The 13,599-nt window shown below is 40.1% G+C and carries 9 protein-coding genes; 6 read left to right on the top strand and 3 right to left on the bottom strand.

Going from position 1 to position 13,599, the window contains the following annotated elements:
• Positions 1-120: 120 nt before the first annotated feature.
• The gene (locus tag U2718_RS18715) at positions 121-2,520 is read right to left on the bottom strand and encodes a phosphoketolase family protein (protein WP_342000182.1); all 2,400 of its coding nucleotides are present in this window, start codon (positions 2,518-2,520) and stop codon (positions 121-123) included.
• Positions 2,521-3,676: 1,156 nt separating this feature from the next.
• On the opposite strand from U2718_RS18715, the gene U2718_RS18710 reads away from it, so the two are divergent.
• From U2718_RS18710 to U2718_RS18685, 6 genes are all read left to right on the top strand, one after another.
• Positions 3,677-5,593, top strand: coding sequence for a transketolase C-terminal domain-containing protein (locus U2718_RS18710; protein ID WP_342000180.1), 1,917 nt, complete (start codon positions 3,677-3,679; stop codon positions 5,591-5,593).
• A gap of 212 nt (positions 5,594-5,805) precedes the next feature.
• The gene (locus tag U2718_RS18705) at positions 5,806-6,072 is read left to right on the top strand and encodes a hypothetical protein (protein WP_342000178.1); all 267 of its coding nucleotides are present in this window, start codon (positions 5,806-5,808) and stop codon (positions 6,070-6,072) included.
• Between the two features lie 33 nt (positions 6,073-6,105).
• Entirely contained in the window at positions 6,106-7,962 is a 1,857-nt protein-coding gene (locus U2718_RS18700; RefSeq protein ID WP_342000176.1) for an alpha-amylase family glycosyl hydrolase, read from the top strand.
• 67 nt (positions 7,963-8,029) lie between these two features.
• Complete coding sequence (locus tag U2718_RS18695) at positions 8,030-8,569, top strand: DUF1349 domain-containing protein (protein ID WP_342000174.1); 540 nt, start codon at positions 8,030-8,032, stop codon at positions 8,567-8,569.
• Between the two features lie 271 nt (positions 8,570-8,840).
• Entirely contained in the window at positions 8,841-9,827 is a 987-nt protein-coding gene (locus U2718_RS18690; protein WP_342000172.1) for a CorA family divalent cation transporter, read from the top strand.
• A 434-nt stretch (positions 9,828-10,261) separates the two neighbouring features.
• Positions 10,262-11,026: a response regulator transcription factor gene (locus U2718_RS18685; RefSeq protein ID WP_342000170.1), complete on the top strand. Its 765-nt coding sequence runs from the start codon at positions 10,262-10,264 to the stop codon at positions 11,024-11,026.
• On the opposite strand, the gene U2718_RS18680 is transcribed toward U2718_RS18685, so the two are convergent.
• Positions 10,986-11,633, bottom strand: a complete 648-nt coding sequence (locus U2718_RS18680; protein ID WP_342000169.1) for an HAD-IA family hydrolase — start codon at positions 11,631-11,633, stop codon at positions 10,986-10,988. The genes U2718_RS18685 and U2718_RS18680 overlap by 41 nt on opposite strands.
• Before the next feature lie 10 nt (positions 11,634-11,643).
• Positions 11,644-13,314 (bottom strand): aspartate:alanine exchanger family transporter, encoded by a 1,671-nt coding sequence (locus tag U2718_RS18675; protein ID WP_342000167.1) that lies wholly within the window; start codon positions 13,312-13,314, stop codon positions 11,644-11,646.
• Positions 13,315-13,599: the final 285 nt, after the last annotated feature.

The following is a 13,599-nucleotide window of genomic DNA, read 5'->3' as shown; positions in this document are numbered from 1 at the left end:
TCTACCCGCACGCATGACCGCATCTATACAATCTTGTTCTTGGGTTACAACCTCACCTACCTTGGCTGTAATAGTTAGGGGTGAGGAATACAACCCCAACCCTTAACATTCATGCTGAAGCTAGTACGGCCACTTCCAATCAACTATTTCAGGCTTATCCATACCGTTCTCGAAGGCATAGTTCACATTCTCGATAATCTCGTTCTTCATACGCTCTCTAACAAAAGCAGCCGCAGGGCCAAGCTTTGGTACTCGGTCAATCACATCAATGACCAAATTGAATCGGTCAACCTGGTTTTCAATTGCCAATTCTAGTGGTGTATTGATGTTACCCTTCTCTTTGTAACCGCGCACGTGAAGATTATGGTGGTTAGTGCGACGATAAGCAAGCTTATGAATTAGCCAGGGATAGCCGTGGAAGTTAAAGATAATTGGCTTATCTTTGGTAAACAGGCTATCAAAGTCCCAATCTGAGAGTCCGTGGGGATGTTCTGTCTGAGGTTGCAAAGTAAATAAGTCAACCACATTGATGAACCGGATCTTCAGGTGGGGAATCTCCTGCCGCAGAATCGCAGTCGCTGCTAACGATTCCATTGTTGCCACATCTCCACAACACGCCATCACGACATCGGGTTCGTCAGGATCTGTACCGCAATCATCGTTGCTTGCCCACTCCCAGATACCAATGCCTTTAGTGCAGTGCTTAATAGCTTCGTCTATGCTCAAGTACTGCAAGTGTTTCTGTTTGTCAGCAACAATGACATTGACATAGTTAGTGCTGCGCAGGCAGTGGTCTGCTACTGACAGCAAGCAGTTAGCATCAGGAGGTAGGTAGATGCGGGTAACATCGGCGCTTTTGTTGGTAACAATATCAATAAAGCCTGGGTCTTGGTGCGAAAAACCGTTATGGTCTTGTCGCCAAACTGTAGAAGAAAGCAATATATTCTCTGAAGATACCGGAGTTCGCCAGGAAATTTCCTTTTTGCAAATATCCAGCCACTTAGCGTGTTGGTTAAACATCGAATCAATGACGTGGGCAAAGGCTTCGTAGGTGTGGAAAAAGCCGTGGCGACCACTAAGTAGGTAGCCTTCAAGCCATCCTAACAAAGTATGCTCGCTCAACATTTCCATTACCCGCCCATCGGTACTCAGTTCACTACCGTCTTGGTCTTCAGGTAACATATCTGCCAACCAAACCTTTTTGCTGACTTCGTAGACGGCATTCAGTCGATTGGAGGCGGTTTCATCTGGGCCAAAAATACGGAAGTTAGTTGGGTTTTTGCGCATAATATCGCGCAGAAAGTTGCCGAGTGGACGGGTGTTTTCTGCCTCAACTTTACCAGGTTCACTAACTGCAACAGCATAGTCTCTAAAGTTGGGTAGGAGCAGCTGTTTACGCAGAAATCCTCCGTTGGCAACAGGATTGGCACTCATACGACGGTTGCCCGTTGGTGCTAATTCTTTCAATTCACCAATGAAAGTACCATTCTCATCAAACAATTCTTCTGGCTTATAGCTTTTCATCCATTCTTCCAGCAGCCTGAGATGCTCTGGGTTGCTGTGCATTGCACCCATTGGTACTTGGTGAGCACGCCAAAAACCTTCTACCTTGTGACCGTCTACCTCTTTTGGCCCTGTCCAACCTTTAGGACTACGCAATACAATCATTGGCCAGCGAGGACGTCTCACAACACCGCTACTGCGAGCTTCTTGCTGAATGTTGCGAATCTCGTTCACACACTCCTCTAGAGTTGCAGCCATGTCTTGATGCATGGTTTCTGGGTCATCCCCTTCCACAAAATAGGGTGTATAGCCGTAACCCTGAAATAGGTCTTCTAGTTCTTCGTGACTAATACGAGCCAGAATGGTTGGGTTAGCAATCTTATAACCATTCAGGTGCAATATAGGCAGCACTGCACCATCACGAATCGGATTGACGAACTTGTTTGAGTGCCAGGCAGTAGCTAACGGGCCTGTTTCTGCTTCCCCATCACCAACAACACAGGTAACGATCAGATCAGGGTGATCGTAAGCAGCTCCATAAGCGTGAGAAAGGCTGTAGCCAAGTTCACCACCTTCATGGATGGAGCCTGGCGTTTCAGGAGTGCAATGGCTACCAATACCACCAGGAAAGGAGAATTGCTTGAAGAATTTCTTCATGCCTTCCTCGTCTTCGCTCTTATCGGGATAAATTTCGCTATAGGTTCCCTCTAAGTAGACAGGAGCAAGCACTCCGGGAGCGCCGTGACCTGGGCCTGCCATGTAGATAGCATTCAGGTCATACTTTTTAATCAGTCGATTGAGGTGGATATAGACAAAGCTTAAACCAGGACTTGTTCCCCAATGTCCCAACAGACGCTTCTTCACATGCTCAGGCTTGAGAGGCTCTTTTAGTAGGGGATTATCCCGTAGATATATCATGCCTACTGCCAAGTAGTTACATGCTCTCCAGTAAGCGTGAATCTTGCGTAGTTCCTCTGAACTTAAAGGCTTTGTTTCGGGCCGAGTTGCTACTACCATAAATTAGCTCTTCAAAATTAAATATGAGTTGAGTTGTTTTTTGAAGCGAATGATTCTCTCAAATGATCAGCCTAACTCAGAAATTTCCTCAACTATTATTTGGGAAGTTCCTTGAGACTTAGTATCGCATGAATTATTGATTTTGAAAACTTAAATTTATGAAATTCAAAAACACAAATAGATTTTTTGTTTTGCAAAATTATAGAAGTGTAAGAATATATAAGAACTTGATTAAAAATTGATAACATTAGTTAGTGCTGAATCTTGAATATTTAAACTCTATCCAAAGATAGAGTCATTTAAAAACTTTCTGGCTTGTGATCACAACATAGTATTTCCAAGAAAATTATAGAAAATCAAGACTTTTTGTTTATTTCGCCAATCTTTATTGAGAATATAATTTTTATGTTGACTTAACATCAAACCTAATTGATGAATTGATTTGGGTGTTCTTTGATGTATTTATCTATGTCTAAAGACTTACAAAGGTAATAATCAAGTGATTTTCAATGATATTATAAGGATTTGATAAGCATATCACCCAGTACAAATTTGTTTGAAGTCAACTAGATAAATTTAACAAAAAACTAATGTTTTTATTATTTGCTTAAATAACTTAAACTTTAAATTTTTAATTTAAAAACTAATTAAATAGAAATAAAACTAATTAAATAGAAATAAAAAATGGGTTAAGATTAGATTAAGTATGTCGTATTTTAATTAAAGCGTTAAAACATATAACTAAATTTAATTTGAAAAAACTAATGAAAGCACAAATAATAAACAAGAAGGATGCAGAAAAAAGATTTGGTGCAACTAAATCCTTGTCAAATTTAAGTAAGTTATTACTTGCAGTGTAAAAATTACCAAGTAACTCTATCAATATCCTAAGAGACTGCAACTAACTTGCATTTAGTAAGCTGACAAAGTAAAAATTTTGCTATTCATCCCTTGAACTTGCAAAATATCCAAACAAGATACATAACAAAGATTCAGCCATACAAGCCCAAGGAACTTATATCCGAGAAGAGAACAACAAACTTGGGTTAGATATTGAAAGTGCTTAAGTCCGACTTTGAAGGCTAGCTGTATTAATACTCAAAAAATAGGTCTGCGACTCAATTTTACTGACCAACAACATTTAGAAAGAACCATCATGACTATTGCTACAGCCGTTTCTTTTCCTATTGACCTTAGTGCTTACCAGCCGTTGGCACTCGATCCAGCCAACTCTACCCTGACACAACAGCAGCGCCAGAAGCTGAAAGCTAATATTCAACTTTGCCGCGATGCAATAGTCTTCTTTACTGCCACAGGAGCGGCTCAGGGTGTAGGTGGTCATACTGGCGGCCCTTACGACACGGTACCAGAAGTTATGATTTTGGATGCATTCTTCCGAGGAGCACCCGATCGCTTCGTACCAATTTTCTTTGATGAAGCAGGTCACAGAGTCGCTACACAATACCTCATGGCTGTCCTATACGGTGATATGCCTGCTGAAAAACTTGTACATTATCGTGAAGCCCACTCACAACTACCTGGTCACCCCGAACTTGGGCTGACTCCTGGTGTCAAGTTTAGCTCTGGACGGCTGGGACATATGTGGCCTTATATTAATGGCGTAGCGATCGCTAATCCCAGTAAAGCCGTTTTTTGTCTTGGTTCTGATGGCTCCCAGCAAGAGGGTAACGATGCAGAAGCTGCCCGTTTAGCAGTAGCAAAGAATTTAAATGTCAAGCTCCTGATTGATGACAATGATGTCACCATTGCCGGGCATCCTTCGCAGTACCTGCCAGGCTATAACATTACCGAAACACTAGCAGGACATGGACTCAAGGTTTTGGAGGGGGATGGCGAAGATGTGGATGATTTGTATCTTCGTATGTGTGAGGCAATAGTTACTGAGGGGCCAGTTGCTTTAATCAACAAGCGGAAGATGTGTGTTGGTATTGAAGGGCTAGAAGGTTCTAATCATGGTCATGATGTGATTTCAGTAGAACTGGCGATCGCTCATTTAGAATCTCGTGGTCAACTGGAAGCGGTAAACTATCTCAAAAGCATCACCAAACCCAAGCATTCATATACCTTTGTTGGCTCTGGCAGCAAAATGGGAGCGAATCGAAATGTCTTTGGTGAAGCAGTGGTATCTATCCTCAGTCGGATGAGTGAGGTTGAGCGTAAAGAAAAGGTGATGTGTATTGACAGTGATCTTGAAGGTTCTTGCGGTTTGAAAAAAATTCACGATGCATATCCTGAAATTTTTATTGCTTCTGGAATTATGGAGCGGGGCAATTTCTCTGCTGCTGCTGGATTCGGCATGGAAAAAGGCAAGCAAGGGATCTTTGCCACCTTTAGCGCTTTCTTGGAAATGTGCATTTCCGAAATTTCGATGGCACGGTTGAATTATTCCAATGTCCTGTGTCATTTTTCCCATGCGGGGGTAGATGATATGGCGGACAATACTTGCCATTTTGGTTTAAATAATATATTTGCTGATAATGGCTTGGATGATGGCTACGAAACGCGGCTATACTTTCCAGCAGATGCTGCTCAAATGAAAGCCTGTGTAGAAGCAGTATTTTTCGATCCAGGTTTGCGATTTATCTTCTCTACCCGCTCCAAAGTACCCAACATACTTGACTCAAATGGGAACGACTTTTATAACGAAGATTACACCTTTGTTCCTGGTAAAGACGAAGTTGTGCGAGAAGGAACTGTTGGCTATATCGTCAGTTTTGGAGAAGCACTATACCGCGCTCTTGACGCTGTAGAGCGCCTCAAACAACAAGGAATTAATGTCGGCTTGATTAACAAACCCACGTTAAACGTGGTTGATGAAGAAATGCTAGCGAAAATTGGTACTGCTCCTTTTGTGCTTGTGGTGGAATCGTTTAATCGCCGTACAGGTTTGGGTAGTCGTTTTGGCTCTTGGTTGCTTGAGCGAGGGCTGAGTCCGAAGTTTGCTTATCTCGGTACACACAAAGAAGGCTGTGGTGGGCTTTGGGAACAATTTCCTCATCAAGGAATCGATTCTGAAGGCATTATGAAGAAGGTGAAGGAACTGGCTAGCTAGGTAAGTGGTTAGGCAAAATTAGAGTTATGGGTAGAGGCAAGGAAACAGGAAACGGGGAACAGCAAAAAAATGTGTAATTAATTTTGTTTAGATACTTATAAGGATTTGGTAGACCTATTGCAAAATATACCTTTCAATTCTGTGGGAAAAGGGTTGTTCATTCCTTTTCCCAGCAGAATTTAACTGTAAGTTGCCCCTTAGAAAGGACATCTATGAAAAATTACTTAGTACGGATTCCTATGACTGGAGTGATTGAAGCGATCGTGACAGCAAGCTCAGAGGAGCAAGCTATTATCCAGGCTTTAGAAGAAGTTGACATTAATAATATATACGAATGGAAAGCTCACAAGCAGATTGTCGAAGAGAATACATTTCACGGTGTCCAGAACGAGGCTCAGGTCGAGCATTTAATATGTATGGACAATGATGAATTGCCAGAAATAAAAATTAATAAAGATTGGGATCAGTTTGCTCTTTGATACGTGTAAATTCAGTCAGAATGAGAAAATCATATGGTAACTAAAATCGAAGATCTTGTTCCCCAAATACTCTCTGAGGTGGATCTCACACCAAGAGGAAGAGTTCATCCTAGCCCTGTTAATTGGCAAGATCAACTTTTTTACCAACTTTTACCAGATCGTTTTAGTGACGGTTGTGAAGCACAGCGAGATTTTTTTGACTATAAAAATTCAACAAAGTATCGAGTGAAAGATAAAGCTGCGTGGATGGCAGCGGGTAATAAGTTTAATGGTGGAACGCTCAAAGGAATTGAAAGCAAGTTGAGCTACTTGCAAGAATTGGGAGTGACTACAATTAATCCACCTTGGAAACAGCGTGCAGATTTGGAAACTTATCACGGTTATGGGATTCAAAACTTTTTAGATATCGATCCACGCTTTGGAACTCGTCAAGACTTACGAGATTTAGTAGAGGCTGCCCATCAACGCGGTATGTACGTGATTTTAGATGTGATTTACAACCATAGTGGCAGTAACTGGTTTTATAAAGATGAAAGTTGTGGAAGTCCCAGAACCATAATGCCTTACCGCTTTTCTCCTGCCTATCCTATTCATGGCTGGCGTTCCAAAAATGGAGAAAGTATTCCTGAAATTATTACCCTTGATGATGGTGTTTTTCCCAAAGAGTTTCAGAATATTCACTGGTACAATCGTGCGGGTGCAATTGTACACTGGGAAGCTGCATCATGGGAAGATCCTATGAATCCTCACGTGGAGTTTCGGCGTGGAGATTTCTTTGAACTTAGAGACTTTAATTTGGAGAAAGATGAAGTAATAGCTGCACTTGCTCGCGTCTATCAGTACTGGATTGCTTTGAGTGATTGTGACGGATTCCGCGTGGATGCTGTCAAGCACGTTTCTCCCTTTGCCTCTCGAAAATTCTGCAATGCCATTCATGAATATGCTCAATCTATTGGTAAAGATAACTTTCTCATGGTGGGAGAGTTAACAGATGAAAGTATGGTTCGGGGTTACCTAGACATTTTTGGGCGCAATCTAGATGCAGTATTGGATATTGTGGTGGCACCAAACAGGTTAACGGCAGTAGTAAAAGGGTTGGCACACTCTAACGATTTTTTTTGTCTTTACAACGACAATACGCTTGCAGGTAGTCAACGTCAACTTGGAACTTATCATGTTGCTGTTTTGGACGATCATGATATGTCTTCTCGTCCAACAAAACAGCGGTTTGCTGCTCACAGCAACGTGCCTTATCACTACGAGCAAGTTGCTCATGCAGTCGGTGTCATGTTAACGATGCCAGGGATTCCCTCAATTTATTACGGAACCGAACAGGCATTTGACGGTTCAGAGAGCTATCACGACTATGGAATTGAACCTGAGCGTACTTATGCCGATCGCTATGTTCGCGAATCTATGTTTGGCAGTGCTTTTGGTGCATTTGAGACTGAAGGTTGCCATTTTTTTAACACAAATCATCCTACTTATTTGCGAATTGCTGCGATCGCACGTATTCGTAATCGTCAAGATAATATTGGTAAAGCGTTACGTCGTGGACATCACTATTTGCGAGAAACATCCTTTGAAAATCATCCTTTTTCGATTCCTGGAGCAGGAGAGCTAATTGCTTGGTCGCAGATTCAGTTTAATACTGAAGTTGTGGTCGCACTCAATACACATGGTTTAGAAAATCGTGGAGCGTTTGTAACAGTCGATAGCTCCTTGCACTCGATTGATTCAACTCTCACCTTTTTGTATAAAAGTGATTGGAGTGATGCCGAATTACGTCAACCTCCAGAAAATCAAAAAATTGTGGTTCAACAAAAAAGTGGTAGAACAGTTGTACGGATAGATTTACCTCCTTCTGGGATGGTAATCTTAGCCAAGTAATATGCAATGCATAATTTTCAGTTATGCTTGAGAGTAAGTCTTGTAAATTCTTAACAACGGTTTGCTTATGCTGATGAAATGGTATAACGAACCTCCGGCTTGGGAAAATCAAGAAGATCTAATTACCGTCACTTCCGGAGCAAAAACAGATTTTTGGCGTAGGATTGATTGTGGTTATACTCGCGACAACGGTAACTTTTATTATCAAGAAGTCAAGGGTGATTTTACTGCTAAAGTTAAAATCATCAACGAATGTAATAATTTGTACGGTCAAGCAGGTCTAATGGTTCGCGTGGATGAGAAGACTTGGTTCAAATCCACTCTTGAATTTGTAGACGGTATGCAGTTTCTTAGTGTAGTTATCACAAATGATAATTCCGATTGGTCTGTTGTGCCGTTAATAAAAAATATTCCTTACCTGTGGTTGTATTTGCAGCGAAGAGGTAGCAATGTAGAGATGCAATACTCACTTGACAGTACAAATTACACAACACTAAAAACAGCGAACCTAACTGAGGAGGAAGTAGTACAGGTAGGTTTGATCTGTGCGTGTCCAGAAAGTGGAGGCTGTCGAGTGGTATTTCAGAATTTTAAGATTAAAACTTAAGTATGTATTGTTTAATCTATAACTTCCATAATTTACCTCGGCTAATTTTAGCGAGGTTTTTTGTTGGTTGTTTATAGTGAAGGATAGCAGCAGTTAAGTAGTGTTGATGGCATATATAATCAACGAACTGCTCCAGCAAATGATCAGAAATAAAGTTGAGTATCCTCAAGGTTCAAAAAGATATGGGACTTTCTAGAGCAGGCACTTTTATACCTGGCAACTTGAGATAAATAGTAGGATCAAAAATGCACAGATGCTCTCAAACACTCTTATGCTAATGCTTCTTACCTTTTCTGCGAATCATTTGGAGTTTTTTCACTGTAATACTTGGGAAGTAGATACTGTACTACAAAGGATTGATCGCACTCACAAAATCTGGTTACGTTGTATTCATCTACGCGATCGCACTGCCATTGCCCGAATAGTCAAGTGCTTTGGACTCGATCCATGTCGTGTTGACATGATTTTCAACCATTTTCCTAAGGGAATTGATGAAGACTTGGAAGATTGTTTTTTTGATAACTATGAAGTTCTAAGTCATCAAATTAAATATCATACTTTTGAGGAGGCTTGCGGTAGTTTAATTGTTGGAAATAATTTTCTTATCACTTTTGAGACAAATGAATTAAGAATTTTAAGCACATTAATAAATAATATAAAAAAACAAAATATAGATATTAAAACTTGGGGAATTGATAATCTTGTATATACTATTTACAGTGACATTTTGAATAATTACTATACTGTATTTGACCATATTGCTAGAGAACTTGATGATTTAGAAGATGAAGTTTTAGCAAATTCTGGTAATGAAACCACATACAAAAAAATTGCCACGATGAGGCAATCCACTCGCTTGGGACGCCGTAATCTTCAAAGTATCCAATCACTCTTAGCTATTATGGAGTACCAAAATCTTCAATGGCTCACTCAACCAGTAAAGATATTATTTAATCAAGAATTAGTGCGCCACGTCGATAAACTCTCGCAAGAATACCAAACTCTGAGAGTATGGATGTCAGAGTTAATGGAAATTCAACGCGACAATCTTGCTAGCAAAACTAGTGAACGAATTAATCGCCTCACTATCCTTTCATCTGTCTTCTTACCAATTACTTTTATTGCTGGAGTTTATGGCATGAACTTTGAGTATATGCCGGAATTAGAGCAACCTTGGGCTTATCCTGCTGTGCTTGCCGTGATGGCATTAATTGTGATTGGTAGCATTATGTATGCTAAACAACAACGTTGGCTTTAGCTGTGTCATCTGAAATACAATTAATATATTGCTTCAAAGTTTATATACTGACTTATTTGAAAAACACTTTATATTAGTAAATATACTTACCTAATAAAATGCTCAGATTAAATGGAGAATCAATGTATAATAATCTCAGTGATTTTAAATAAAAGTAATTTTTCCTTAGATGTATCTGCTCTGTTTATAAATAGTAATAAAAAATATTCTTATTTTTTTCTTATTTTGATAAAGATTGTGTTTTTTGTTTTAAGTTAACTGGAAACCAAAATCGTAATTTTTCTTTGCATAACTTGAAATTATTAAATTATTTTTATAATATTAAAACAATCAATATTATCTACTAATTTAAACATCAGAACTAGTTGTATTTTAAACAAAAATCATTAATAATTGATACTGAATATATAGTAAAAATTTTTAGCTACTCGTAAATGTATACTAATGAGCTAACCGAGGATTTCGGTAAAGTAAACATTGGGCAAAAAAACTGCATTCTAGTAGTTGAAGATGACGAAATAATCAGACAAATGATAGCTATAGCCTTGCAAGATAAAGGTTATATAGTTATAACGGTTGCAGATGGTTTGTCTGCTTTTGAGTATCTAAAAAATTTGAAAACGAATACAGGAGAACTTTGTTGTAACTTAATTATTCTCGATTTAATGCTACCTGGAATTAATGGCTTAGATATTTGCCGTTGGCTTCGCCACCAAGGAAACGCAGTGCCAATTATAATCCTTAGTGCTAAGGGTAGTGAAACTGACCGCATTTTAGGGTTAGAAATCGGAGCAGATGACTATCTGAGTAAGCCCTTTGGTATTCGTGAGTTAGTAGCTCGTTGTCAGGCTGTACTTCGCCGCCAACCTTCAAACTCAAACATTTTGCCGCAAACAAAAGTGTACAAGTATAAGGATATTACTCTGAATACTTATAACTTCCAAGTACTGGTTCGCAATCAATATATCAAACTTTCCCGTAAAGAATTCCGCCTGCTGGAGCTGTTCATAAGTTCCGAAAAACGGGTTTGGTCACGCGAGCGTCTACTAGACTTAATTTGGGGAGAGGATTTTGTTGGGGATAGTAAAACTGTAGATGTCCACATCTGCTGGTTACGTGAAAAATTGGAGCTTGACTCTAGTAATCCTGAATATATTATTACGGTACGAGGTTTTGGCTATCGGTTTGGATCAAGCTAGTAGTGGCTTCTAAGTGCTTTAAAACTGAACGCACATCAATTCCGCGCATTCCAGCTAGTTGAGCTGCTTCCAAACCGACATTGCTATCTTCGTAGACAATGCACTCGCTGGGTTTAACTTTCAATTTTTGAGCGGCTAGCAGGAAAATGTCAGGTGCGGGTTTGCCAAGTGCCACATCTTCGATTGCGATTGTGCTGTCAAAAAAATTGGTTAGTCTGATCGCTTTTAGAGTTGTTTGTATATTGTAACGACTACCACCAGAGGCAATAGCCATTGGAACTTTACCATAATTAGTACGAACAATCTCTGCAACAGGTTGAATCTCCTTGACTGTGTGTAGTAATTGTCTATAACGTCTGTTTTTCTCTGTTTTCACTTGCTCTACATCAAGTTGATAGCCATAGGTAGCGTTGAGGATTTGAATTAGTTCTACAGTAGAGATGCCTGTTCGGTTGTAGTACCATTCTCGCTCCATGTGTGCTCCAAACACTTGTACTGATTCTGACCATGCTTTGTAGTGAAGAGAAAGAGTATCGGCTAAAGTACCATCACAGTCAAAAATTAAAGCCGTGTAGGGAGGGGTAGGGGCAATTGGTGAAATGCTCATACACAAAACCTTATGTGAGGCGTGCCATAATACTACCAGCGATCGCACACAGAACTGTGGCAAAAGCATATGTACCAGCATAACCAATAGTTGGAATGGAACTTTGGGCATCAGCAGTAACTGCCGCCATTGCGGGAGTACAAGTAACTGAACCAGTCACAGCTCCTAATAATAATGCTGGATTCATCTTCAACTGATAGCGCCCAAACAGAAATACTGCAATTATCGGCATTGTGGCTACTACCAAGCTACATAATAATACAATCGGGCCAGGAGACTTCAGTGCTCCGAGCAAACCTTGTCCGGCAGTGATGCCCACTCCTGCTAAAAACAGTAACAAGCCTAGTTCCTTGAAGATCCAGAGAGTAGCTGGAGGTACTCGCCCAAAGGTAGGATGGATTGAACGCAAGTATCCTAATAGAATACCCATCAGCAGTAATCCTCCTGATGCACCCAAACCAATTGCAATACCACCAACTTCTATACTGATTTGTCCAATCAAAAATCCACTGATGATGCCTGCGGAAAATGTTACCAAGTCAGTGGTGTTCACATTCCGCTCAAAGAAACCGATTTCATTTGCTAGTTTGTCTAGTCGTAATTGAGGCCCTGATAGAGTTAGTACATCTCCTTTAGCTAAGTTTAAATCTGGATTGATTGCTAGATCGTGTCCTGCTCTGGTAATCCGGACAGGATAACAGGCATACCCTTGAGTTATATTCAAGTCTTGGAGAGATTTACCAACTGCTTGAGGTTTAGTAATGATAATATCGCGGTTGACTATTTTCAAAGACAACAAATCGCGATCAGCAACTTCTGCACCAAAGAAAGAATCTAGTAAATCTTGCTGCTCAATTTTGCCCCAAATAGAGAGGCGATCGCCCAGTTGTAACTTGGTATTGGGCTGAAAATCTCTTAAAAAGCCGTCTCGCTTGTAGGATAAAACCTCACACCGAGAGAGTTTTTGCAATTCAGCTATAGTCTTGCTAACAATATCTGGGTTTTGCACTTCATATGCTCGCAATGTCAGTTCCCAATTTAATGGCTGTTTTTCTATTCCCTCGTCTACGTTTTTTTCTTGAGCGGCTTTTTGCGATTCTGCTTTTAGGTCAAATTTAAACCAGCCAGGTAAACTGCGAGATAGTAAGATGGCGGCAATATCGGCAACAAGAAAAGTCAGAGCATAGGTGACACTGATATTTTGCATTACTTTTTCTACTGTTAAGCCTGCTCCCAACTGAACCTCTCCCGATGAAACGGTATCTAACGCTGCTGCTAAACCTGCGGGAGTGGTAAGAGAACCTGTTAGCAACCCTGCTGAAACCCCTGTGGGAAACTGGAAAATCAAATTAAATACATAGGTGAATATAAATCCAATCAAGGTTGCGATCGCTGCTAAACTTATATAATTTACTCCGTCTGCCATCACCACAGCAAAAAATGCTGGCCCGGCTTGAAATGCTACCGCATAGAGAAATAGAAATAACCCTATAGTCTCAATTCCCGGAAAAATTTTAAACCCAAAGTTACCTAGAATTAGTCCAGCAATCAACATACCGGGAGGTGCGCCCAACTCAAGGCTGCCAATTTTAATTTTGCCGATGAGATATGCCAGTGCCAGTAGTACAAATAGTACTAATTCGGGATGCTTTTTGAGTAAATCGACAATGTCAAGTTCCATAGGAATCTGCAACAGAAAAAACAATTTAGCTGTTAAGGAGCAATTGACACAAACAGCTATTTGTCAATAGTTAATGTTGAAAAGTTTACTAAACTTGGTGTTTGTAGCACTTACGTGCTAGCAGCCCACAAGTCCTTGTTACCAGGTTCAATCTGGTAACAAGAACTAGAACCTCTGACTCCTGTTAATCTTGGTACAAGTTATCAGACTTAAAATAAACCACAAAGGACACAAAGAAATAAGAGTTTGAGAGAGTTGTTGCGTAAGTCTTGGTTAGAAAAATTT

The sequence above is a fragment of the Chlorogloeopsis sp. ULAP02 genome, from assembly GCF_038404745.2.
Classification (GTDB): Bacteria; Cyanobacteriota; Cyanobacteriia; order Cyanobacteriales; family Nostocaceae; genus Chlorogloeopsis.
The sequence above is the reverse complement of the archived record's forward strand: the minus strand, read 5'-3'. Positions and strand labels throughout refer to the sequence as shown.